The 23818-nt window shown below is 56.7% G+C and carries 25 protein-coding genes; 21 read left to right on the plus strand and 4 right to left on the minus strand.

Annotation, left to right across the window (positions count from 1 at the left end):
- Positions 1 to 63: 63 nt before the first annotated feature.
- Positions 64 to 714, plus strand: coding sequence for an HAD family hydrolase (locus ACQCLF_RS11495; RefSeq protein WP_426987379.1), 651 nt, complete (start codon positions 64 to 66; stop codon positions 712 to 714).
- Here ACQCLF_RS11495 and ACQCLF_RS11500 read toward each other — a convergent pair.
- Positions 701 to 1303, minus strand: a complete 603-nt coding sequence (locus tag ACQCLF_RS11500; RefSeq protein WP_426987381.1) for a Maf family protein — start codon at positions 1301 to 1303, stop codon at positions 701 to 703. The two genes, ACQCLF_RS11495 and ACQCLF_RS11500, sit on opposite strands and share 14 nt — an antisense overlap.
- 116 nt (positions 1304 to 1419) lie before the next feature.
- On the opposite strand from ACQCLF_RS11500, the gene ACQCLF_RS11505 reads away from it, so the two are divergent.
- The 12 genes from ACQCLF_RS11505 (at position 1420) to ACQCLF_RS11560 (ending at position 12386) form a co-directional block, all read left to right on the plus strand.
- A complete protein-coding gene (locus ACQCLF_RS11505; protein WP_426987383.1) occupies positions 1420 to 1956 on the plus strand; it encodes a YceD family protein in 537 nt (178 codons plus the stop codon).
- Positions 1957 to 1996: 40 nt separating this feature from the next.
- Positions 1997 to 2182, plus strand: a complete 186-nt coding sequence (gene rpmF / locus ACQCLF_RS11510) for a 50S ribosomal protein L32 (protein WP_426987385.1) — start codon at positions 1997 to 1999, stop codon at positions 2180 to 2182.
- Between the two features lie 42 nt (positions 2183 to 2224).
- Positions 2225 to 3217, plus strand: a complete 993-nt coding sequence (gene plsX, locus ACQCLF_RS11515; RefSeq protein ID WP_426987387.1) for a phosphate acyltransferase PlsX — start codon at positions 2225 to 2227, stop codon at positions 3215 to 3217.
- A gap of 54 nt (positions 3218 to 3271) precedes the next feature.
- Positions 3272 to 4219 (plus strand): ACP S-malonyltransferase, encoded by a 948-nt coding sequence (gene fabD, locus ACQCLF_RS11520; RefSeq protein WP_426987389.1) that lies wholly within the window; start codon positions 3272 to 3274, stop codon positions 4217 to 4219.
- A 9-nt stretch (positions 4220 to 4228) separates the two neighbouring features.
- Positions 4229 to 4972 (plus strand): 3-oxoacyl-ACP reductase FabG, encoded by a 744-nt coding sequence (gene fabG / locus ACQCLF_RS11525; RefSeq protein WP_426987631.1) that lies wholly within the window; start codon positions 4229 to 4231, stop codon positions 4970 to 4972.
- A gap of 211 nt (positions 4973 to 5183) precedes the next feature.
- Positions 5184 to 5420, plus strand: coding sequence for an acyl carrier protein (gene acpP, locus ACQCLF_RS11530; protein WP_012487300.1), 237 nt, complete (start codon positions 5184 to 5186; stop codon positions 5418 to 5420).
- A gap of 186 nt (positions 5421 to 5606) precedes the next feature.
- Positions 5607 to 6863, plus strand: coding sequence for a beta-ketoacyl-ACP synthase II (gene fabF / locus ACQCLF_RS11535; protein ID WP_426987392.1), 1257 nt, complete (start codon positions 5607 to 5609; stop codon positions 6861 to 6863).
- Between the two features lie 64 nt (positions 6864 to 6927).
- Complete coding sequence (gene pabC / locus ACQCLF_RS11540) at positions 6928 to 7788, plus strand: aminodeoxychorismate lyase (protein ID WP_426987394.1); 861 nt, start codon at positions 6928 to 6930, stop codon at positions 7786 to 7788.
- A gap of 12 nt (positions 7789 to 7800) precedes the next feature.
- Complete coding sequence (gene mltG, locus ACQCLF_RS11545) at positions 7801 to 8844, plus strand: endolytic transglycosylase MltG (RefSeq protein WP_426987396.1); 1044 nt, start codon at positions 7801 to 7803, stop codon at positions 8842 to 8844.
- 167 nt (positions 8845 to 9011) lie between these two features.
- The gene (locus ACQCLF_RS11550) at positions 9012 to 10724 is read left to right on the plus strand and encodes a glutamine--tRNA ligase/YqeY domain fusion protein (RefSeq protein WP_426987398.1); all 1713 of its coding nucleotides are present in this window, start codon (positions 9012 to 9014) and stop codon (positions 10722 to 10724) included.
- Between the two features lie 6 nt (positions 10725 to 10730).
- Complete coding sequence (gene cysS, locus ACQCLF_RS11555; protein ID WP_426987400.1) at positions 10731 to 12122, plus strand: cysteine--tRNA ligase; 1392 nt, start codon at positions 10731 to 10733, stop codon at positions 12120 to 12122.
- Positions 12123 to 12179: 57 nt separating this feature from the next.
- Complete coding sequence (locus ACQCLF_RS11560; RefSeq protein WP_426987402.1) at positions 12180 to 12386, plus strand: hypothetical protein; 207 nt, start codon at positions 12180 to 12182, stop codon at positions 12384 to 12386.
- Between the two features lie 3 nt (positions 12387 to 12389).
- Here ACQCLF_RS11560 and ACQCLF_RS11565 read toward each other — a convergent pair whose 3' ends face one another.
- Both ACQCLF_RS11565 and ACQCLF_RS11570 read right to left on the minus strand, forming a co-directional pair.
- Positions 12390 to 13673: an HlyC/CorC family transporter gene (locus ACQCLF_RS11565; protein ID WP_426987404.1), complete on the minus strand. Its 1284-nt coding sequence runs from the start codon at positions 13671 to 13673 to the stop codon at positions 12390 to 12392.
- Between the two features lie 59 nt (positions 13674 to 13732).
- Positions 13733 to 14533 carry a cytochrome C assembly family protein gene (locus tag ACQCLF_RS11570; RefSeq protein WP_426987406.1) on the minus strand — a complete coding sequence of 267 codons (801 nt, stop codon included), beginning with the start codon at positions 14531 to 14533 and terminating at the stop codon, positions 13733 to 13735.
- A gap of 183 nt (positions 14534 to 14716) precedes the next feature.
- On the opposite strand from ACQCLF_RS11570, the gene ffh reads away from it, so the two are divergent.
- Genes ffh through ACQCLF_RS11585 form a run of 3 tightly spaced genes read left to right on the plus strand, consistent with a single transcriptional unit; the run spans position 14717 to position 17136 of the window.
- Complete coding sequence (gene ffh / locus ACQCLF_RS11575) at positions 14717 to 16111, plus strand: signal recognition particle protein (RefSeq protein WP_426987408.1); 1395 nt, start codon at positions 14717 to 14719, stop codon at positions 16109 to 16111.
- A gap of 21 nt (positions 16112 to 16132) precedes the next feature.
- Positions 16133 to 16591 carry an META domain-containing protein gene (locus tag ACQCLF_RS11580; protein WP_426987410.1) on the plus strand — a complete coding sequence of 153 codons (459 nt, stop codon included), beginning with the start codon at positions 16133 to 16135 and terminating at the stop codon, positions 16589 to 16591.
- Between the two features lie 8 nt (positions 16592 to 16599).
- Complete coding sequence (locus ACQCLF_RS11585; RefSeq protein ID WP_426987412.1) at positions 16600 to 17136, plus strand: hypothetical protein; 537 nt, start codon at positions 16600 to 16602, stop codon at positions 17134 to 17136.
- A 9-nt stretch (positions 17137 to 17145) separates the two neighbouring features.
- Here the strand turns inward: ACQCLF_RS11585 and ACQCLF_RS11590 are convergent, their stop codons facing one another.
- Positions 17146 to 17505: a hypothetical protein gene (locus tag ACQCLF_RS11590; RefSeq protein WP_426987414.1), complete on the minus strand. Its 360-nt coding sequence runs from the start codon at positions 17503 to 17505 to the stop codon at positions 17146 to 17148.
- 59 nt (positions 17506 to 17564) lie between these two features.
- Between ACQCLF_RS11590 and ACQCLF_RS11595 the strand changes: the two genes are divergently transcribed.
- Genes ACQCLF_RS11595 through fadA form a run of 5 tightly spaced genes read left to right on the plus strand, consistent with a single transcriptional unit; the run spans position 17565 to position 23684 of the window.
- Complete coding sequence (locus tag ACQCLF_RS11595; RefSeq protein ID WP_426987416.1) at positions 17565 to 19259, plus strand: NAD-dependent malic enzyme; 1695 nt, start codon at positions 17565 to 17567, stop codon at positions 19257 to 19259.
- Positions 19260 to 19316: 57 nt separating this feature from the next.
- Positions 19317 to 19676, plus strand: coding sequence for an MmcQ/YjbR family DNA-binding protein (locus ACQCLF_RS11600; protein ID WP_426987418.1), 360 nt, complete (start codon positions 19317 to 19319; stop codon positions 19674 to 19676).
- Positions 19677 to 19684: 8 nt separating this feature from the next.
- Positions 19685 to 20293, plus strand: a complete 609-nt coding sequence (locus tag ACQCLF_RS11605) for a helix-turn-helix domain-containing protein (RefSeq protein WP_426987420.1) — start codon at positions 19685 to 19687, stop codon at positions 20291 to 20293.
- Between the two features lie 41 nt (positions 20294 to 20334).
- On the plus strand, positions 20335 to 22509 hold the full coding sequence (gene fadB, locus ACQCLF_RS11610; protein ID WP_426987422.1) for a fatty acid oxidation complex subunit alpha FadB: 2175 nt from the start codon (positions 20335 to 20337) through the stop codon (positions 22507 to 22509).
- Positions 22506 to 23684 (plus strand): acetyl-CoA C-acyltransferase FadA, encoded by a 1179-nt coding sequence (gene fadA / locus ACQCLF_RS11615; RefSeq protein WP_426987424.1) that lies wholly within the window; start codon positions 22506 to 22508, stop codon positions 23682 to 23684. The genes fadB and fadA overlap by 4 nt, the downstream gene beginning before the upstream one ends.
- The last annotated feature ends 134 nt before the right edge of the window (positions 23685 to 23818 follow it).

The following is a 23818-nucleotide window of genomic DNA, read 5'->3' on the forward strand; positions in this document are numbered from 1 at the left end:
CAGGGGCTTACCAGGCGTACGATTGGTTATGTTGAAAGCGATCCGTTTGGGAGAGGAACTTCGGTGTTATTGATTTTTGACTGGGACGGCACCCTCAGTGATTCAACCTCGTTGATTACCCGCGCCATGCAGCAATCCGCTCAGGACCTCGGGTGGGCGGTTCCGGAAGAGCATGCGGTGCACAATATTATTGGACTGGGTTTGCCTGAGGCGCTCGCCATGCTGTTTCCGGCTGTCGATGATGAGGGGCGGCGACAGGTGCGCGACCGGTATCGGGAGAACTACCTGTTGCAAGACCGCATCAAGGCGCCGCAGTTATTCCCGGAAGTAATGGAGGGGCTGACGCGTTTGCGTGATGACGGTCATCGGTTGGCCGTGGCGACCAGCAAGAGTCGGGCGGGGCTGGATCGTGTTCTGGAGGCCATGAAGTTACGGGGTTTTTTTGAAGCCACCCGCTGTGCCGATGAAACCGCTTCCAAGCCGCATCCACTCATGCTTGAGCAACTGCTCGAGGTCTTGGGAGGGTCGCCCTCCGAGGCGGTAATGATCGGCGACACCGAATATGATATGGAAATGGGGCGGCGCGCCGGTATGGATCGCATAGCGGTCAGCTATGGTGCGCATGAACTTCATCGTTTACACCCGTATGCGCCTGCTTTGTGTCTGGATCGTTTTGGTGAGCTACTGGCATGGGAGCGGCTTATTCAGGTGTGAGCGGGTCCACGCCGGCGGCCAGTAACAAATCGGTCAGTGCCATCAATGGCAGCCCGATCAGCGCATTGGGATCCCGCCCCTCAAATGCGGTGAACAACCGTATTCCCAAGCCTTCCATTTTGAATGACCCGGCGCAATCGTACGGGGTTTCTTTTTGCAAATAGTGTTCGATTTGCTCGTTGCTCAGCTCCCGGAAATGTACCCTGATTCTCTCGCATCGGGTGGAGGTTCGGTTTGTGCGGGCGTCGTGCAGGCAGAGCCCAGTGTAAAAGTCGACCCGACGACCACTGGCGGCTTTGAGTTGCGCGACGGCATTTTCATGGTGGCCGGGTTTACCCAGTGGGGTGCCATCAAGGCTGGCCACCTGATCTGAGCCGATAATCAGGAGTTCGCGAGGGTGCGTTGGGGCGAGCGCCAGTGCCTTGGCTTTGGACAGTCGTCGGGCCAGAGCTTCGGGGGCCTCTCCCTTGAGAGGGGTTTCATCCACGTCCGGAGACGCTGTGTCGAAATCGGAAGTCAGTCGGGTCAACAATTCCCGTCGGTAGGGAGAACTGGAGGCGAGTAGCAGCTTAGGCATAAACTCGGGCATAGTCACGTCGTCCTGGGGCAAATATCCGGTTATTCTATCGGAAAGCCGCGTCCTGGCGGCTTTTCCGCACTTTTTTCTTTGACACGGCTCCGGCTTATCCCTATTATTGCGCGCTTATGTTTTCAGCCCCCTTTGACAAACCCCTGCCGCGCCAGGGAGACCCTCGCAAATTTGCGCAACAGGGTGTGCATTTGGCGGGTTATGTGCCGGTGTCGCAGCTGCCGCGAGTGCGGGATCTGGTGTTGGAAGAGGAAGGGCAAGTTCGTGTTGATCTGATGTTCGGGATCAGCGAGGAAGGCAAACTGGTGGTTCAAGGCTCGGCCGCTGGCGATCTGGTGTTTACTTGTCAGCGCTGTCTTGGGCCGGTGACGCTGCCGGTGGAAGCCGATATCGGGCTGGCACTGGTGCGCACAGAAATGGACGCCAAGCAGCTGCCCCGCTCAATGGACCCCTGGCTGCTGCCGGAAGAGGGCAACACGGAGCTTTTCCCCATGGTGGAGGAAGAGCTGTTATTAAGTATGCCGAGTGTGGCGTTTCACGACCACCCCTGCATTGATGAGGACCTCCTCAGCAGTGGTGAACCGGTGGAACCCGAGCCGGCGGAAAATCCGTTTCAGGTTCTGAAGCAACTCAAGGGCTCGCCGAAAAAGTGAGGCGCCCCGGCTTCAGTCGTATTGTCAACAGGAGATTATCATGGCCGTTCAACAAAACCGTAAGACCCGTTCCAGACGTGGCATGCGTCGCTCTCACGACGCGCTGACCGGCAAAACGGCACTGTCCGTCGATCCGACTACCGGCGAGAAGCATTTGCGTCACCACGTGACTGCCGATGGTTTTTACCGCGGTCGCAAAGTGGTTGACACCGGTAACGACGAGTAAACGACGGGTCTGTCAGGCGTTAACACTGGCAGCCATCCGGCAATGATTCGTATAGCGGTAGACGCTATGAGCGGGGACCTAGGTCCCCGCACTGCTATTTCGGCGGTGTTGCAGCTGGTTCCCAGCATCGCCGGCGTCCACTTTATTCTCGTGGGGGATCGCTCTGAACTGGAGTCGTTGCTGCCCACGGCTCTCCCGCCCTCTATATCCCTCGTTCATGCTCCCGCCAGAGTCGCCATGGGTGATGATCCCAGGGCTGCCTTGCGTCATGGACGTGAAACTTCCATGTGGCGGACGCTGGATCTGGTGCGCAATGGCGAGGCAGAGGCGTGTGTCAGTGCCGGCAATACGGGCGCCCTGATGGCCATGGGACGCTATCTGCTGAAGACTCTTCCCGGTATTCAGCGTCCCGCCATCTGCAAATCGATGCCGGTGACACAAGCTCGCACTTATATGTTGGATCTGGGTGCCAACATGGAAAGCAGCGCGAGCCAGTTGCATCAATTCGCCCTGATGGGGGCTGTGCTGGCTGAACAGCACAGCGGTCGAGCGGCGACCGTAGCGCTGTTGAATGTCGGTATTGAGGCAGCCAAGGGGCCCGAAGTGATCCACGCCGCAGACGCATTGTTGCGGGCTGACTCTCGGATGAACTACCAGGGATACATCGAAGGTAATGATATTTACTCGGGTCGCGTCGATGTGGTGGTGTGCGATGGCTTCGCCGGTAATGTGGCACTAAAAGCCAGTGAAGGGGTGGCGCGCCTGATCGGAGAGAAGCTGCGGGTCGGCCTGCGTTCACGCTGGCGTTATCGTGTGGCGGCTTTGCTTCTGGCGCCACTATTGAAACGCTGGCGAACAGAGTTGAGCCCCTCCGCTTATAACGGGGCCGTTTTTCTGGGGCTTCGCTCGCCTGTCATCAAAAGCCATGGCAGTGCGGATGAAACAGCATTTGCGCGCGCTCTGGAGGTGGCGGTGGAGCAGGTCCGTTACGGTGTTGTCGAACTTATTAAAACCGAGCTGACGCGGGACATTTAAATAAGCGTCGTCGGCTTGGGCTGTGAATACGATAGTTAGAAAGGGGTAGAACCTATGTCTGAATCCAAACTGGCGTTTGTGTTTCCCGGTCAGGGCTCACAGAAAGTGGGTATGCTGGCGGAGCTGGCTGGCGAGTACAGTCTGGTAAAGGAAACGTTTTCCGATGCCTCTGATGTGTTGGGTTACGACCTGTGGGAGCTAGTGCAAGAAGGGCCGCAAGAGCAGCTCAACCTGACGGAGCGCACGCAGCCGATGCTGCTGGCTGCCAGTGTGGCCACCTGGCGTGTCTGGCGCTCTCAAAGCGGCATGTTGCCGTTGCGCCTGGCGGGCCACAGCCTGGGCGAGTGGTCGGCGCTGGTGGCCGCCAATGTGGTGGATTTCGCCGATGCGGTTTCTCTGGTGCAGCAGCGCGGAAAGCTGATGCAGGAAGCCGTTCCGGCCGGGCAAGGTGGTATGGCAGCCATTATTGGGCTTGATGACGCCGCGATTATTGCCGCGTGTGAGCAGGCGGCGGAAGGGGAGGTGGTGGCACCCGTGAATTTCAACTCCCCGGGGCAGGTCGTCATCGCAGGCAGTTCTTCTGCTGTTGAGCGCGCCATGGTGCTGTGTAAAGAGGCGGGTGCCAAGCGGGCGCTGGCCCTCCCGGTCAGTGCCCCTTTCCACACCAGTCTCATGCAGCCCGCTGCTGACGGTCTTGCGCCGCGTATCGCTGAGACTCAGTTCCGTGCGCCGGAAATTCCCGTGGTGCACAATGTGCACGCCAAAACCGAGACCGATCCCGAAGCGATCAAACGCTTGATGATCGAGCAAATTTACAGCCCGGTGCTGTGGGTAAGCGGCGTTCAGGCACTGGTGGAGAGTGGTGTCGATACGACGGTCGAATGTGGTCCCGGTAAGGTGCTTTCGGGCCTGAACAAACGTATCGACAAGTCACTGACTACGCTTTCCATTGAGTCGCCGGAGGATCTTCGTGCGGCCCTGCAACAAACCAAAGGGGAATAACAACCCATGATCAATCTTGAAGGCAAGGTGGCGCTGGTCACCGGCGCGAGCCGTGGCATTGGTGCTGCGGTGGCGGCTCAGCTGGGAGCCGCTGGCGCTGTGGTGGTGGGCACCGCAACCAGTCAGAAAGGGGCTGATGCGATCAGCGAGCGGTTGAGCGCCGCGGGTATTGCCGGTGAAGGCATGGTCTTGAACGTTACCGATGCTGATTCAATTGCCGGCACCCTGGCTGCGGTCAAGGAGCGCTTTGGTGTGCCCACCATTTTGGTGAACAATGCCGGTATCACCAAAGACAACCTGTTGATGAGAATGGGCGATGAGGAGTGGCTCGACGTCATCAATACCAACCTCAGTTCCGTTTACCGCTTGAGTAAAGCCGTGCTGCGCGGCATGATGAAGGCCCGCTGGGGTCGTATTATCAATGTCAGTTCGGTGGTTGGTGCGATGGGAAATCCCGGTCAGTCGAACTATGCGGCGAGCAAGGCCGGCGTCGCCGGATTTGCACGATCCCTGGCTGCTGAGGTAGGCTCGCGGGGTATTACGGTGAATACTGTGGCGCCGGGCTTCATCGATACCGATATGACCCGCGCCCTGTCTGAAGAGCAGCGTGAACAACTGCTTGGCAAAATTCCGTTGGGTCGGCTGGGCCAGCCCGAGGAAATCGCCTCTGTGGTCGCATTTTTGGCCAGTGATGCTGGTGCGTATGTCAGTGGCGAGACCATACATGTCAACGGAGGCATGTATATGGCGTGATGGATGGTCATAACTCTTTGTTTTTCATGATGGTTTTTCTAAAAAACAAAGAAATTTGGTCCAATCCGTTACAACCCGAGGCAATTCGATGTAAAATGCGCGTCGATTTTGTCCGTAGCTTAATCTAAGGAGTCGCCTCGGACTTTGCCTTTATTTAGAGGCCCGGGTTTACGGCTTCATCGATACTACCTACTAGGAGTTAGATAACATCATGAGCAGCATTGAAGAACGGGTTAAAAAAATTGTTGCCGAGCAACTGGGTGTAAAAGAAGAAGAAGTTAAAAATGAAGCTTCCTTCGTTGAAGATCTGGGCGCCGACTCTCTCGACACCGTCGAGCTGGTGATGGCCCTGGAAGAGGAATTCGAAACTGAAATTCCTGACGAAGAAGCGGAAAAAATCACCACTGTGCAGCTGGCAATCGATTACATCAATGCCAACTTGGCGTAATCTTCAAGCTGGTTGATTACCGTCTTCCGAAAAGCCGTATTATTGTGAAATAGTACGGCTTTTTCTTTGGATTGCTGACGTCACAGGCGTTGGCAATGGCACTTGACCGTGGGATCCGGGCAGCATGCGGAACGCTCCGTTGTTGCCAGGGTCCTGCGGTTGTTTATCGGCTGGAGAATGTACAAGGTGTCGCGTAAAAGAGTCGTCGTTACCGGATTGGGTATGGTGAGTCCGCTGGGCAATACGGTGGAAGATACCTGGCGGGGAATTGTCAATGGCGTAAGCGGGGTGGCCGATATTACGGCTTTTGATACCTCTGCATTTACGACCCGTTTCAGTGCCTCGGTTAAGGACTTTTCCGTAGAGGGTTACTATCCCGCCAAAGATGCTCGCAAAATGGATCCCTTCATCCAGTTCGGTATGGTGGCAGGTATCCAGGCCATGCGCGATGCCGGCCTGGAAGTGACAGAAGCCAACAGCCATAGAATGGGGGTTTCCATTGGCTCTGGCATCGGCGGCATTGGCTCCGTGGAAGACGGTGCCTTGATGATTGAGCACAAGGGCCCTCGACGAATTTCTCCTTTTTTTGTTCCGGGAGCGATTATCAACATGATCGCGGGCAACCTGTCGATCATGTATGGGCTGCGCGGCCCGAACATCGCGATTACCACGGCGTGTACAACGGGGACACACAGTATCGGCTATGCGGCGCGCAGTATTATGTACGGTGAGACCGATGTCATGCTGGCTGGCGGTGCGGAAATGGCGACCACGCCGGTAGGTCTCGGCGGTTTTGCAGCAGCTCGCGCACTGTCTACTCGCAACGACGATCCAACGTCCGCCAGCCGCCCCTGGGATCGCGACCGCGATGGCTTTGTACTCGGCGACGGTGCCGGGGTGATGGTGCTTGAAGAGTATGAGCACGCCAGGCAGCGTGGTGCAAATATCTATGCAGAGCTTGTCGGTTTCGGTGTCAGTGGGGACGCTTATCACATGACCTCGCCGCCGGAAGATGGTGCCGGTGCTGCGCTGTCGATGCGCAACGCGGTCAACGATGCTGGTATTCCCGTCGACGCTATCCATTATATTAACGCCCACGGCACCTCTACCCAGGCAGGTGATAAGGCTGAATGTCGCGCGGTAAAAAGCGTGATGGGTTCCGCTGTGGATACAGTGGCGGTCAGCTCCACCAAGTCCATGATCGGGCACTTGTTGGGTGCCGCCGGGGCGGTAGAAGCCATTTTCAGTGTGCTGGCCATTCGTGATCAAGTGGCACCGCCTACCATCAATCTGGATAATCCGGATGAGGGATGCGACATCAATTTGGTGCCGCATACAGCGCAGGAGCGAGCCATTGATGCGGTGCTGTCTAATTCCTTTGGTTTTGGTGGCACCAATGGCTCTCTGATTTTCCGCAAGGTTTGGACACACTTCAGCTTTTAGACCTGGCGCCGGGGTGTGACTCACCTCGGCGCTTTGTTATTCCCGCCTCTGGTAAACTGCAGCCATGTTGCAGAAGCCCCCGATTATATTGACCAATGGTCAGTTCGATAGCGGTCTCTCGGTATTGGACCGAGGGCTGGCTTATGGCGATGGGTTATTCGAAACTTGCCGCGTGCGAGCGGGTGAGATTCCTCTTTGGGAAAAACATCGGCAGCGCCTGGAAAAAGGCGCCCGACACTTTGGCATCCCACTGGATGTGGTCCGCCTGGAGACAGAGCGGGCGAGGATTCTTTCGAAAGCGCGAGAGAAAGAAGATCAAGGTACACCGGGTGACGGTGTGCTGAAGTTAATTGTGACACGGGGCGAAGGCGGGCAGGCCTACGCACCGCCCACAGACCCCGTGCCTTCCTATTGCTGGCAATTACGATGCGGGACGTCTCCGTCGTGGGAGAAAGGACAGGATGGTGTCGTCTTGTTCGAATGTCAGCACCGCCTGGGGGACAATCCGGCGCTGGCAGGGCACAAGCATTTAAATCGTCTGGAATACGTGCTGGCTCGCTCAGAGTGGCGAGACGAGTACCCGGAAGGGCTGTTGTGTGACGCTCGTGACTGCGCCATTGAAGGTACGCTCAGCAACATTTTTGTGCGCACGAAGATGGGCTGGTGTACACCGTTGTTAAAACGCAATGGTGTGGCCGGTGTTATGCGCGATTTGATCCTGAGTGCTGTAGCACCTTCGTGCAACGTAACAATAACGCCGTGCGATCTCCCCATCGCCGACGTAAAAAGCGCGCGTGAGCTGTTTGTGTGCAATAGTGTCTTCGGAATATGGCCCGTTAGCGGGTTGAGTGGTGGGCAGCGTTTCGAGGTGGGTGAGGATACGCGGCAACTTCAATCGGCGTTGCGTGAACTGATTGAAACGTAAAAAGGAGAAGCAGTGAAACGGTTTCTGGTGCGGTTATTCTCGTTAGGCGTGGTGTTGGCCGGAGCGCTGGCAGCGTACAGCTGGTATTGGCTGCACGAAACGCCGCTGGACCTCCCGCAAGAGGGCTTGCATTACGAGTTGGCTCGCGGTGAATCCCTGAGTCATGTGGCTCACGATCTGGGTGCTTCTGGCGCGCTGCGCTATCCGGTGCTGCTCAGGATCTATGCCCGGCTGACCGAACAAACCCAGGTGCGGGCAGGGGAGTATCAACTCGTTTCCGGTTTAACCCCGGTAGGCTTGATAGAGCAATTGTCGGAAGGCAACGTCATCTTGCACAGTGTCACCCTGATTGAAGGGTGGACCTACCAGCAGGCGCTTGAGGCGCTACACGCTCAGGAGGATATTGAAGCAACGCTGAAAGGGCTCTCCCGATCGGAACAGCTGACACGGTTGTCGCTGAATATCGATCACCCGGAAGGCTGGTTTTTCCCCGATACCTATCGATATGTGCGTGGCACCACGGACGTAGAGATTTTGCGACGCGCACACCAGGCGATGCGCAGGGCATTGGACGCGGTCTGGGCGGAGCGCTCTGATACGCTGCCGATAGGAACGCCGTACGAAGCCCTGATTCTGGCCTCATTGATTGAGCGTGAAACGGGCGCTCCCTGGGAGCGACGCGAAATCGCCGGAGTTTTCGTGCGCCGTCTGCAGCGCGGCATGCGGCTGCAAACCGATCCTACCGTCATCTACGGAATGGGAGATCGCTATCAGGGACGAATTACCCGTCAGGATTTGCGCGCACCCACCGCGTACAACACCTACACAATAGCCGGACTGCCGCCCACACCCATTGCGTTACCGGGTCGAGAAGCACTGGCGGCCGCGGTGGATCCGGCGCCCGGCACATCGCTCTACTTTGTGGCGCGAGGCGATGGCACCCATGTCTTCTCCGACGATCTTGATGCACACAATCGAGCCGTCCGGGAGTACCAGCTGCAACGCCGGGAGGACTACCGTTCTTCACCACCTTTAGGGGCACCCCCCGCTCGTTGAATGACGTTATTGTTCTTGTGTCCCTTGTCTCAATGGTGCCTAGGAAAAGGCAGGGTGAATGGTTACAATGGTTGGCTTGGTCGCAAATGGCGCGAAATGTACCGTCTGCTATGGCCGTATTTCACTGAATTACCCTATTCCACAGAGTTAAAGGGAAAGCGAATCCTATGAGTGATCAGTCCTCCGCCGGGGGCCGGGGCAATCCGGACACGCCATCCGAAAAGCCGCAACACTTTATCCAGCAGATTATTCGCAAAGACCTTGAGTCCGGTCAAACTGCGAAGGTGGTCACGCGTTTTCCGCCCGAGCCGAATGGCTATTTGCACATTGGCCATGCCAAGTCTATTTGCCTGAATTTCGGTATGGCCGCCGAATTTGGTGGCGACTGTCATTTGCGCTTTGATGACACCAACCCGGAAAAAGAGAGCGAAGAGTACGTCAACGCTATCAAAGCGGATGTTCAGTGGCTTGGCTTCCAGTGGGCTGGCGACGTTCGTTACACCTCTGACTACTTTGAGCAATTGCACAAGTGGGCGCTTCATCTGATCCGCGAGGGAAAAGCGTATGTGTGCGATTTGAGTCCGGATGAGGCCCGGGAGTATCGAGGCACACTCACCGAGCCTGGCCGTGACAGCCCATACCGCGACCGCTCCGTTGAAGAAAACCTTACTCTGTTCGAGAAAATGCGTCTGGGAGAGTTTGACGAGGGCAGCTGTGCGTTGCGCGCCAAGATTGATATGGCGGCGCCGAACATCAATCTGCGCGACCCCATTATCTATCGCATTAAAAAAGCGCATCATCACCACACGGGTGATATCTGGAGTATTTATCCCTCCTACGATTTTGCTCACGGGCAAAGTGATGCCCTCGAGGGCGTGACGCACTCCATTTGTACGCTGGAATTTGAAGATCATCGCCCGCTGTACAACTGGTTTATTGAAAACCTGCCGGTGCCGACCGCCCCCAGGCAGTACGAGTTTGCCCGGCTTAATATCAACTATACCGTTACCAGCAAGCGCAAATTGCGGCAACTGGTGGACGAGGAGCATGTGGACGGTTGGGATGACCCGAGAATGCCCACTATCTCCGGCATGCGCCGTCGGGGCTATCCACCCGAAGCGCTGCGTAATTTCTGCACGGCTATTGGTGTGACACGTTCTGACAGCGTCGTTGATGTGGGCATGCTCGAATATGCGGTGCGCGATCATCTGGACAAGAATGCACCGCGCGCAATGTGTGTGTTGGACCCGTTGAAAGTCACCTTGACGAATTACGAGGCCGACCGAACCGAGGAGATGCGTGCGCCGGGGCACCCGAACCGTGATGATTTCAACGAGCGTGTCTTGCCATTTACCCAAACGCTGTTTATTGAGCGCGAGGACTTCCGCGAAGAGGCCAACAAAAAATACAAGCGACTGGTGCTCGGTAAGCGCGTTCGCTTACGCAACGCCTATGTCATCGAAGCGGATGAAGCGATCAAGAACGAGCAGGGGGAGGTTATCGAAGTGCGCGCCCGGGTGATTGAAGGTACGCTGGGTAACGATCCGGCCGACGGAGTCAAACCCAAAGGCGTCATCCATTGGGTGTCTGCGACGCACCACCTCAGCTGCGAGGTGCGCCAGTATGACCGTCTGTTCAATGATCCCTCTCCCGACAGCGGTGGTAAGGACTTTCTGCAAGCGATTAACCCGGAAAGTCTGAGGGTCCTTAATAATTGCAAAGCAGAGATCAGTCTGGCAAACGCTCGCGTCGGAGATCATTTCCAGTTTGAACGTTCTGGTTATTTTTGCCTGGACAGTCGCTATTCAACACTGGAAAAGCCGGTTTTCAATCGCACCATTGAGTTGCGTGACACCTGGGCCAAAATTCAGAATCAGTAATCGACTATGACGTTGCAGATATACAATACCCTGACTCGACAAAAAGAAACCTTCAAGCCGATTCATCCCGGCAGGATTTCCATGTATGTGTGCGGAGTGACCGTATACGACTACTGTCATTTGGGGCACGGCCGGGTACTGGTCGCCTTTGATGTGATTGCCCGTTTCCTGCGCAGCCAGGGTTGGGATTTGACGTATGTTCGCAACCTGACGGACATCGACGACAAGATTCTCCGCCGCGCCGAAGAAAATGGCGAGGAATACCATCAGCTGACGCACCGCTTTATTGATGCTGCTCATGAAGATGAAGCGCGCCTCGGTATTGTGCCGCCCGATATTGAGCCACGTGCCACGGCTCATATCAGTGATATCGTGGATATGGTGCAGGCTCTGGTGGATAAGGGCTATGCGTACCCGGCCAGTAATGGTGATGTGTATTACCGGGTCAGCCGGTTCGAGCCGTATGGAAGGTTGAGCAATCGCAATCCCGAGGAGCTGTTGGCCGGCGCCCGCATTGAAGTCGACGAAGCAAAAGAAGACCCCAGAGATTTTGCCTTGTGGAAGCATGCCGAGAGCGATGATGTGGGGTGGGAATCGCCGTGGGGACGGGGGCGTCCAGGGTGGCACATCGAATGCTCGGCGATGAGCAAACATTGTCTGGGAGCGCACTTTGATATTCACGGTGGCGGCCCGGATCTGCCGTTCCCGCACCATGAAAACGAAATCGCACAAAGCGAAGCGGCCAATGGTTGCCAGTATGTCAACTACTGGATTCACGCCGGAGCGTTACGAGTAGATGGTGAAAAAATGTCGAAATCGCTCGGCAATTTCTTCACTATTCGCGATGTATTGGAGCAATACCATCCTGAGGTCGTTCGCTACCTGTTGATCGGCAGCCACTATCGCAGCCCGATCAATTATTCCGAAGACAGCTTGATTGAAGCCAGAAACGGACTTGAGCGTTTTTACGGTGCCTTGAAAGGCTATGAAGCCGTGACACCTGCTCCTTTGGAGACCATGGCGGAGAGCCGTTATTATCGCGATTTTGTGGCCGCGATGAATGACGACTTCAATACGCGAGTGGCGCTGGCCGTGTTATACGACCTGGTTCGGGACCTCAACAGCGAAACGGATGTGAGCAAGGCGCAAACGCTGTCCGCTCAGTTGAAAGCGATGGGCCATATTCTTGGGTTATTGCAGGAGTCTCCCGATACGTTTTTGCAAGCCGGTGGCCGTGATGCCATCAATGCCGAAACGGTGGAAGGGCTGATTGCCGAGCGTGCGGAAGCCAAGAAGCAGCGCGATTTTGCGCGCGCTGATGCGATTCGTGATCAGCTCGCCGCACAAGGCATTGTGCTGCTCGATTCTCCTGCGGGCACCCAATGGCGCCGAGAATGAACCGTTCGTGTTGGGGTTGGTCTGTGACCCTGACAGAGATGTGTAGAGGTATGTTCCATGTCGTTTCGTAGAGCCTATCGCCGTTATCGAACACTTTGGGTAAGCATTCTGGCTTGCGGAGCATTCCTGGCGCTGGCGGTCTACGGTTGGGGTGTTCGCTGGCAGGATCTTGGCGGTAAGCTACTGGTGGCAGGGGGGTTGTTGATTGTTTTGATCCTCGTGGCAGCCCTGCTCGGCTATGTGTTGTCCCGTTTACGGCGCTGACCGTCAGTCATCGTCCCCGGAACGCGGCACGCGCTCGACTCTCATCCAGGCAATCATCTTATCGGTCAACTCGGTTGTCTCTAAGCGGTAGCCATCGAGGGCGAAACCAATGTGGGCGTCTGGAATGCTTTCCAGATACTCCATGGCGAGTCCGTTCAACGTTTTGGGGCCGTCTTGTGGCAAATCCCAATCCAGGCCGCGGTTGATATCCCGAATGAACGTCCCACCGTCAATGAGATAGGTTCCATCGGGTTGAGGGACAATGTCGTCCGTGGACTCTTCGGCGGAGTTAGTGGTGAAATCGCCGACAATTTCCTCCAGGAGATCCTCCAGTGTGACCAGCCCCTGGACCTCCCCGTACTCATCCACGACCAGCGCCATGCGGCTTTTGTGTTGCTGGAAATTCAGCAGCTGGGTATGCAGTGGGGTCGCTTCGGGCACGAAATAGGTCTCGTCCGCGTACTCCCGAATCCGCTCAAGGGTAATGCTGTCATCCGTCCCGCGAATGAAGCGGGCGGCATTGCGCAGGTGCAGAATACCCAGCACATTATTGATGTCACCTTCGTACAGAGGCAGGCGGGTGTACTCGCTGGTGCGGATGCATTCGAGTAACTCCGGCACCGGGCGGGTGATGTCCAGGCCTTCCACCTCGTTGCGAGGGATCATAATGTCTTCGACCGTGGATTTTTCCAGATCCAGAATGTTGAGCAGCATTCCCTGATGTTGGTCGGGGATCAAGTCGCCAGCCTCGTCGACTACGGTTCTCAGCTCTTCAGGGTTCAGGTGTTCCATGGCACCGTGGGCGCCGTGAAGACCAAATAGCCGGGCAATATTGTTGGAGATGCCATTTACTAGATAAACCGCTGGCGCCAACAGCACCGATAGAGGTTTGAGCACCCAACTGGCAAAAAACGAGATTCTCTCGGGGTGCAGTGCGGCGATGGTTTTGGGCGTAACTTCCGCGAATATGAGAATTACCAGGGTTAACAGCAGGCTGCCCACGGCGACACCCGCGTCGCCGTAGAGACGCATGGCAATAATAGTCGCGATGGCCGTTGCAAAAATATTAACCAGATTATTACCGATCAGAATCAGCCCTATCAGCCGATCCGGATGGCGCAACAGGGACGCTACCCGTAGAGCGCCAGGGTGACCTTTCTTCGTGAGGTGTTTCAGACGATACCGGTTGAGGGACATCATGCCGGTTTCCGAGCTCGAAAAGAACGCGGACATCACCAGCAGGCCGATCAGAATAGCAAACAAGATTTCTAGCGGAGCTTCATTCAAGGCGGGTCAAGCCCAAGTTGCTACGAGGCTCGCTATCTTGAAGCAGAATCCCAAGGGAATCAATAGCGATCCAGAATCAGTTCAAGCACCAGTTTGCTGCCGAAGTAGGCCAGCATTAACAGGACAAAACCGCCCAGCGTCCAGCGAATAGCGGTATAGCCCCGCCAGCCGAGCTGATGTCGCCCCCAGAGTAGTACGCTGTAGATGACCCAGGCCGCCAGAGAAAAGACGGTTTTGTGCACCAGATGCTGGGCGAAAAGATCATCGAGAAACACAAATCCCGACAGGATGGACAGAGTCAGAGCAATATGACCGGCCCATAACAGCTCAAACAGCAACGCTTCCATCGTCTGCAGCGGTGGCAGGAGGCGGACGCGTCCGGTCGGGTGACGGTGTTTTAGCTGATGATTCTGCCACGCCAGCAATAGTGCTTGCAGGGTGGCGATGGTCAGCAGGCTGTAGGCCAGGATAGACAGCAGGACATGGCTGGCCAGGGCGTAGTCGAGCACGATGGGGTGTCCGGCACCCTGACCGAGCAGAGAGGCCAGAACCCCCACAGCGGACAAGGGCAGTAACGGGATAAACAGATTGTGTAACGGTTTACGCAGGCTGCTGGCCAGAACGATCAGGTTAATGACCCAGAAGAGCAACGAGGAGACCCGGAAAAACCCGAGCTCTACCGTGTTATCCACCATCACTTGGCTGAAGACACCCAGCCCATGCACGAGCAGTGCCACCGCTACAGCGGCGAACAGGTACTGGCGCCTGGGCTCTTGCCCCACGCGCACTGTCCACGCCAGATAGGCACCAGCCAACAGGTAGAGCGCGGCGGCCAGGCTGTTCAAAAGGAGGGTGGTCATAACGGTGGATTATCCTCAGGCATCGATCCGTGTCCGGTCTGGTGCAGTGTGTCATAAGGTACGCCCAAATAGAAGCGGAAGGCTTCCCATTCTCCTGATGGCCGGGGGCTGGCTGGGTGGACCCATACCCCGTCTTTAAGGGTATAATCGCGGTTTATCGTGGATTCGCATTCGAGAGTACCCATGTTTAATACCCTGAGTGATCGTCTTTCCGACAGCCTGCGTCGGGTAACCGGCAAGGCCCGGCTGACCGAAGACAATATCAAGGACACCTTGCGCGAAGTACGTAAGGCGCTGCTTGAGGCCGACGTGGCGCTGCCGGTAGTGAAGACCTTCGTTGCGCAAGTGCGCAGCAAAGCATTAGGCCAACAGATCAGTAAGGCGCTGAACCCCGGTGAGCAGTTCCTGAAAATTGTTCAGAATGAGCTGGTCGACGTCATGGGGTCTGCTAACGAATCGCTTGATCTGGCGGTCAAACCGCCGGCGGTGATATTGATGGCCGGCCTGCAAGGGGCGGGTAAAACCACTTCGGTAGCCAAGCTGGCCCGGTATCTGAAAGACCGGGAAAAGAAAAAGGTGCTGGTCGTCAGTGCCGACGTTTATCGCCCGGCAGCCATTCAGCAACTTGAGACCCTCGCCACTGAGGTCGGAGTCGATTTCTTCCCGTCCTCGGCCGACCAAAAACCGGTGGCCATTGCCGAGGCCGCGATTGCCCAGGCGCGTCGCCAGTTTGCCGACGTGGTAATTGTGGATACCGCCGGTCGCCTGCACGTGGACGAAGCGCTGATGGATGAGATCCGGGCGCTGCACAGCTCGGTCGAACCAGCGGAAACCTTGTTCGTGATCGATGCCATGATTGGTCAGGATGCGGTGAACACGGCGAAAGCGTTTAACGACGCGCTGCCCTTGACCGGTGTGATTCTCACCAAGGCGGATGGTGACGCGCGCGGTGGCGCCGCATTGTCGGTACGAGAGGTCACTGGAAAGCCCATCAAATTTCTGGGCACTGGAGAAAAAGTAGACGCCCTCGAACCGTTCCACCCGGATCGGATTGCCTCGCGCATTCTCGGCATGGGCGACTTGATGTCGCTGATTGAGCAGGCCGAACAAAAAATTGACAAAGCCAAGGCCGATAAACTGGTCAAGAAAGTCAGCAAAGGTCAGCGCTTTGATCTCGAAGATTTGCGCGACCAGCTGCAGCAAATGCAGAGCATGGGCGGGCTGGGTGCCATGATGGAAAAACTGCCGGGCATGGGACAAATGTCTCAGATGGCGCAGCAAAGTAACATGACCAGCCAGTTTAAAGTGATGGAGGTTATTATTGACTCCATGACACCCTGGGAACGTCGCAATCCAGACTCCCTGACTGGCTCGCGTAAACGCCGTATTACGCAAGGCTCTGGCACACAGATCCAGGACCTGAACCGCTTGCTCAAGCAATACAAGCAGATGTCCAAGATGATGAAAAAAATGAAGGGCGGCGGCATGAATAAAATGATGCGCGGCATGAGCGGTATGCTCGGCGGTGGCGGTGGTATGCCGGGCGGTGGGCAACTGCCACCGGGATTTCGTCGTTAGTCACGCCGCAGGAGAACCGTTATGCCCAACCGCTCTCAATGGATAAGTGTATTGGCGATCACGGCTGGCTTAATGATGCTGGTGGGCTGCCAGTCGCCCTCAATGTCGGACAGCGACGACGGACAGAAGCCGTTGACACTGGGAGAACTGCAAGGGCGCTGGCAGATACAATCCGTTGATGGGGTTGTCATGGAGTCGGGGGGCAGGGCGTTTATTGAATTTTCCGAGCCTCCCAGACTGACCGGCAACGGTGGCTGCAATCGCTTTTTTGGTATGTATCGCTTCACCGAAGGGGAGTTGTTTATTGAGCCTGCGGTGGGCAGTACGAAAATGGCTTGTGAGCCGCAGGTCATGGTTCAGGAACAACAGCTTTTTGATGTTTTGCCGCAAGCGGTGGAGACTGAGCTGAGTGCGAAAGGGGAGCTGACTCTTTCCGATGCCGATGGCCAGCCGCTGGTCACCGCCGTGCGTTGGCAATAGCTCTCGCCATGTCCACCGTGGATGCCATCACCTTCTTCGATACCCGCTACCGCGTCCGTTTCCCGAGGGAATCGGTTTTCGATCTTATGTCAGATTTTCCGCGTTATCTGACGCAGCTTCCAGAATTCCATGGTGCTGTGATCAGTGCCGAAAGAGAAGCATCGAAACGGGATAGCGAGATGGCAGGAAACCGCTATTGGATTTCGCTGCCTGACAACGATTACCACTATAAAACACGCCTGGATATCATTGACGCGAGCCGACCAGAACAACTGGTCTACGATTATCAGTACACCGCGCTTGACGACGAACAACCGCTCTCTGTGGCAGCGTCTCCCATGCCATGGAATCGCTCGCGTATGACGCTCACCTTCGAGGACGACTCAGGCAGCACTCTGGTTCAATCGCGTATGCAGGTGTTCGGCGTGAGCGGTTTTTTATCACGCTGGAAAGTCTCCGTTCTCAAAGCCCACTGCGCCCGGGCCCAGCGGCAAGCGAACGACAATCTGGTACGGGTGGCCGAAAACCTGCTTCGCCAGGATTAAGTGATAACGTCAGCGACCCTCTTCGCAACTTCCTTTTTGGTAGCCCATCACCTGTTCCTGCGTACAGGCACTGCAGGCATTGCCAAACGTGCGCCACTGTCCGGTGCCTTGCCCGCTGTTGGTGGCCCATTCCTGACTGGACGATTGTCCATCATCGCGCGGGCTCGGCTGCAGGTAGCCACACACTGGATCGTACTGTTGGGTACACACTTCGGCCTGTTGATCCGGACACGCTGTCAGGTTTTCGGGTACCTTGGACGGATTGGCATTGTCGGCGTCTTTGGGTGCCGCCTGGCAGCCGATGATCAGTGAGAGGGCTGCGCCCCACAGCAAGGTGCGGGCTGTGTTAACATTCTTCGCATTTACCATAAAATGTCCTCGGCATTCTTACCATTTTTACAGTGACGGTTTACGGAGCAGGTGACCCAGTGAGCAAACGCCCCATATACATTCCTTTCGCCGGCCCGGCACTGCTGGAGGCTCCGTTACTCAATAAAGGCAGCGCCTTTTCTACGCAGGAGCGTCAGCAGTTCAATCTTGAAGGCCTGCTCCCGTACAACATTGAGACGATTGAGGAACAGGAGGCGCGGGCCTATGACCAATTGTGCTCCTTCCAGTCGGATATTGACAAGCATATCTACCTGCGCAACATCCAGGACACCAACGAGACGCTGTACTACCGGCTGGTGGTGGATCATCTTGAAGAAGTGATGCCGCTGATCTATACGCCAACGGTGGGTGTTGCCTGTCAACAATTTTCAAAAATTTACCGTCGCAAGCGTGGGTTGTTTATCTCCTATCCGGACCGTGAGCGTCTGGATGATATGTTACAAAACGCGACTAAACAAAAAGTCAAAGTGATCGTTGTCACCGATGGTGAACGTATATTGGGATTGGGTGATCAGGGTATTGGGGGCATGGGGATTCCGATTGGAAAACTGGCGCTCTACACCGCCTGCGGCGGCATCAGCCCCGCTTACACATTGCCCATTGTCCTGGATGTCGGCTGTAACAATGCGGCCTTGATCAATGATCCCATGTATATGGGGTGGCGGCATGAACGGATATCCGGTGAGGCGTATCATGAATTTGTCGAGCAGTTTATCCAGGCGGTGCAGGTACGGTGGCCGGAGGCGCTGATTCAGTTCGAGGACTTCGCCCAAGGGAATGCGACGCCTTTGCTGGAACGCTATCGAAATAAAGTGTGCTGTTTTAACGATGACATACAAGGGACAGCGTCGGTCACCGTAGGGACTTTGCTGGCCGCATGCAAAGCCAAGCAGGAGTCGCTGTCCGAGCAAACCTTTGTCTTCGCCGGCGCAGGTTCAGCGGGTTGCGGCATCGCTGAACAGGTCATCGTGTTGATGATGCAGGAAGGTTTGACTGAGTCGGAGGCCAGGCGACGTATTTTTATGCTGAACCGCTCCGGCTTGCTGCACGAGGGTTCCGAGAACGTTCGTTCTTTCCAGAAGCCTCTTTGTGCCACTTCCTCTGAACTGGCACGCTGGACATTGGGTCACAGTCGTGTTGAAGGGCAAATTGGATTACTGGATGTTGTGAATAATGCCCGCCCGTCGGTGCTGGTTGGCGTGTCCGGGCAACCGGGGCTGTTCACTAAAGCGGTCATTGAAGCGATGCATCAACATTGTGACAGGCCCGTGGTGTTGCCGTTATCCAACCCCACATCACAGGTGGAGGCACAGCCGGTGGACATCTTGCGTTGGACTGGAGGGCAGGCCATCGTGGCCACCGGCAGCCCGTTCAAGCCAGTGGAGATTGCCGGGCGGCGACATGACATTGCGCAGTGCAACAACAGCTACATATTTCCGGGGGTTGGCCTGGGAGTCGTGGCGTCGGGGGCGGAACGGATTACCGACAATATGATGGTGGCCGCCAGCCGCGCGTTGGCCGAATGCTCACCGATGGTGAAGACGGGAGAGGGCGCCTTGCTGCCGCCGTTGCGTGATATCCGTGCGGTGAGCAAAGTGATTGCCCGCGCCGTTTATCGGCAAGCTATGGAGGATGCGGTAGCGACTCCGGCACCAGAGGAAGTTGTGGAAGAGCGTATTGAGCGTAATTTTTGGGAACCGGAGTACCGCAACTATCGCCGCACTTCGTTCTAAGCTGTTAAACTATCAACCGTGTAAAGTTAACCGACTATCGTTTGTGAGGCAAAGTCAATGGATTACGAAAGTGCTAAGGCCAGCATATTGGCGAAACCCGAAGCTGTAGAGCTGCAAGCTCAGGGGTCTGAAGTCAAGTCTTTCAAAGTGTGTCACAAGTTGTTTGCCACCCTGGCGGAAGGGGAAGATGGCGTACCGTACATCAACTTGAAGTGTGAGCCCAACCGCGCGCAAGAGTTGCGGGATAGCTACCCGGCCATTCAGCCAGGTCACCGTATGAACAAGGTTCACTGGAACACCGTGGTGCTCGACGGCAGCGTACCCGAGGAACTGGTGCTGGAATTAATTAACCACTCGTATGAACGGGTGGTGGAAAACCTGCCCACTGCCGATCAGGAGCGGCTGTTGGGGCGCTGATGGCGGTCATGTCCCGTAGCGATTCACCACCACTCCAAGACGGTCGCGACGAGGAGGTCTCGGGCGACCTTGAAGCGCTTGAAGTCGGTCGACGCCTTCGACAAGTGCGTGAATTAAATGGCCTCTCGCAACGCGAGTTGGCCAGACGTGCCAACGCCACCAACAGTAATATTTCCCTGATTGAGCAAGGCCAGGTAAGCCCCTCCGTGGGTTTACTGGCCCGTTTGCTGGAAGCCATTCCCATTTCTCTGGCGCAGTTCTTCGCGCTCGACCTGAACGCACCCGAAGGAGCCATTGTTCGTGCTGGAAAAGCCGCGCGAACAGAACGGCCCGATATTGGTCTCACGATAGAGAGCCTACCCGTGCCGGGTGGCACCGCCCCGTGTCTTGAGCGCTGCGAGCTGGCGCCGGGCAGTGATACCGGCAATGCTCCCAAACAGCTCACGATGGCCCGCGCCGGTTGGGTGGTGGCCGGGAATCTGGAGTTGACGCTGGGTTTGCGCTGCTACACTTTAAAGTGTGGCGATGCGTTCCAATTGCCATCCGGACAGCGGTTCCGGGTACGCAACGCCGGTAGTGAAACGGCCGTTTTAGTGATGGCCGAGGCGCAGAAGTAAGGCGCCAGGAACCTTCCTTTGAAAACAAAAGGAGAGCCGCGATGTACGAAGGAAACACGTTGAAACTACTCAGGCTTGAAGACGGCCTGGTGGAGCTGGTGTTTGACCTGAACGGGGAATCGGTTAATAAGTTTGGCCGGCAAACCGTCGGGGAACTGGAGCAGGCGCTGGATATCCTCGAGCAAGAACCACTCTCCGGGTTACTAGTCAGCAGTGCCAAGCCCGCGTTGATGGTCGGCGCTGACATCACCGAATTTCAGAGTTTTTTTGCCTCGGGCGAGCAGGCCGTCAAAGACTACTTGGCGGCGAATAACCGCAACTTTTGCCGACTGGAAGATCTGGCGGCGCCCGTGGTAGTGGCTATTGACGGCTACGCGCTGGGCGGCGGGATGGAGCTTTGCCTGGCCTGCGACTACCGGATTATGGGAAGTGGGGGCAAGATCGGCTTACCCGAGACTCAACTGGGAATTGTCCCCGGTTGGGGTGGCACGGTTAGACTGCCGCGGCTGGTGGGTGTTGATACCGCCGCTGAATGGATCGCGAGCGGCCGCCAATGGCGCGCCGATGCCGCCTTCAAGGCAGGCGTTGTCGATGCCGTGGTAGAGACGGATCGCCTGCGCGATGCGGCGCTGCATACCCTGGCGGAATGTGCGGCGGGCCGGCTGGACTATCAATCCCGGCGAGCGCTCAAGACATCGCCTTTGCAATTAAACGCCGTCGAAGCAGGCATGGCGTTCGAGACAGCAAAGAACGTGGTTTCCGCCGAAGCGGGGCCTCATTATCCCGCGCCGATTGCGGCCATTCGGGTGATGGAGGCCGCCGCTTCAAAAGGGCGTGCAGAGGCCCTTGCCATCGAAGCGGAGGCGTTCGCCCAATTGGCAACAGGCACCGAAGCGCAGGCGTTGGTGGGCATTTTCCTCGGAGAACAATGGCTCGGTCGTCAGGCCAGGCAGTGGCAGCGTCACGATGAAGGGGAGGTGTCCCGCGCCGCTGTGCTCGGGGCGGGAATCATGGGGGGCGGAATCGCCTACCAGTCGGCTCTCAAGGGCGTCCCTGTCCGGATGAAAGACATAGAACGTAAAGGGCTCGATCAGGGGCTGCGGGAAGCCAACCGCTTGCTCACCAAACTCGTTGAAAAAGGACGACTCAGTGTCAGCGAAATGGGACAAGCGCTGATCCGTATCGAACCGACACTCAGCTACGAGGGTTTCGACGATGTCGACATTGTAGTCGAAGCCGTTGTGGAAAATGCCCGGGTTAAAAAAACCGTCCTGGCCGAGGCTGAGCAGTGCACGGGTGACGACACCGTCTTGGCTTCCAATACCTCCACGATTTCCATTACCGAGCTTTCAGCCGCGCTGCAACGGCCCGAAAAATTCTGCGGTATGCACTTTTTTAATCCCGTTCACGCCATGCCTTTGGTGGAGGTTATTCGGGGAGAGAAAAGTTCGGATAGCACCATCGCACGCACGGTCGCCTACGCGAGCCGTATGGGCAAGAAACCCGTTGTGGTACGCGATTGCGCCGGCTTTTTAGTCAATCGCGTCCTGTTTCCCTACTTCTCGGCGTTCGCAATGTTGGTTCGGGATGGCGTGGATTATCAGCGCGTTGATCGGGTGATGGAGCGCTGGGGCTGGCCAATGGGGCCGGCCTATCTGTTGGATGTGGTCGGGCTGGACACGGCCATTCATGCTGAGGCCGTGATGGCAGAGGCTTATCCGGACCGGCTGACTCGCGATTACGTCTCCGCTACGGAAGCCTTGTATAAAGCGGGTCGTCTTGGGCAAAAATCCAGTGGCGGCTTTTACGATTACGTGGATGACCGTAAAGGTCGACCGAAAAAGCAGTCCAGCAAAGCGGTGGGTGACATCATCCAACAGTCAGGGGATAACGAGTCGATCACCGATGAGACCATCGTGGCCCGAATGATGATCCCGATGATCACTGAACTGGCGCGCTGCCTGGACGAAGAGGTGGTGGCGTCGGCGACAGAGGCGGACATGGCAATGGTGTACGGTACCGGTTTTCCGCCATTCCGTGGTGGGCCATTGCGCTGGGTGGATGCCATTGGCCTGTCGAGGTTGGAGGCCATGGCGAAAACCCTCGGTTCACTCGGAGCCTTGTATCAACTGCCGGACAGCCTCAAGCAGCGGGTGCGAGACAATCAGCCTTTCTATTCCGTGGACTCTGCAGAGAACAAGGGAGGTGTGCAATGAGCTTGAATGCACGCGATGCCGTTATCGTGGATTATGCCCGCAGTGCGATGGGCCGCTCCAAAAACGGGTGTTTTCGCCACACGCGAGCCGACGATATCTCGGCGGCCGTGATTCTCGGACTGCTGTCACGCCACCCGGAGTTCGATCCTGCCACCGTGGATGACTTTATCTGGGGCTGCGTGCTTCAAAGAGAAGAACAGGCTTTCAATGTCGCCCGCAATAGCTGGTTGAGGGCGGGGCTTCCTCATACGGTGCCCGCGCAGACGGTCAATCGTTTGTGCGGTTCTTCCATGGCCGCAATGCATACCGCTACGGCGAATATTCGGGCAGGGCTCGGTGATATTTATCTCGTGGGTGGCGTGGAACATCTCGGCCATTTACCCATGTACGATGCCATCAATCCCAATCCGCGGCTGGGTTTATCGGTGGCGAAAGCGGCTGGCAATATGGGCGTGACGGCCGAGTACCTGGCCCGCCTCCATCATATCAGTCGCGAGCAAATGGATGCCTTCGGCGCTCGCTCGCACCAGCGGGCGGCCGCTGCAAGGGAACGTGGCGCGTTTTCACAGGAAATCATCCCGGTGAGCGGCCATACCGAGGAGGGGTACCCTGTGATGGTGACGGCGGATGAAACGATCCGGCCCGAAACGACGGTGGAGGGGCTGTCTCAGTTGCGCCCCGTTTTCGACCCCAAGAACGGCAAGGTGACGGCGGGCACCTCTTCCCAGCTCTCTGACGGGGCGTCCGCCATGCTGGTCATGTCCGCCGAACGCGCTGCATCGCTGGGGCTAACACCGCTGGCAAAAATCACGTCGCTCGGTTTGGCCGGGGTAGACCCCTCCATAATGGGCTATGGCCCGGTCCCCGCAACTCGACAAGCACTGCAAAAAGCCGGGTTGTCCGCCTCGGATATCGAATGCGTCGAGCTTAATGAAGCGTTTGCCGCACAGGCATTGCCGGTGCTTAAGGATCTGGACTGGCTGGACGACATGGATGACCGGGTCAATCTCAATGGCGGCGCTATTGCCCTGGGACATCCCTTTGGCTGTTCCGGTACACGTATTACCGGATCGCTGTTGACGGTAATGGCGGAAAAAGAGGCGACGCTGGGCGTGGCGACCATGTGCATCGGTTTGGGGCAGGGTATTGCCACCGTAGTGGAGCGCCTGCGCTGAAGGAAAAACGTCGATTCCCGCTCCGATTCTGCTAGACTTCGCCGCTTGTCGGAACAGTGGCGAAGTAAGGTGGCAGCGTTGGCGGATAGTCAGACTCAAATGGTGCGGTCGCTTAACAGAAAGGGCGTACGGCT

Origin of the sequence: Marinimicrobium sp. ARAG 43.8, assembly GCF_050113635.1 — a bacterium.
GTDB lineage: Bacteria > Pseudomonadota > Gammaproteobacteria > Pseudomonadales > Cellvibrionaceae > Marinimicrobium.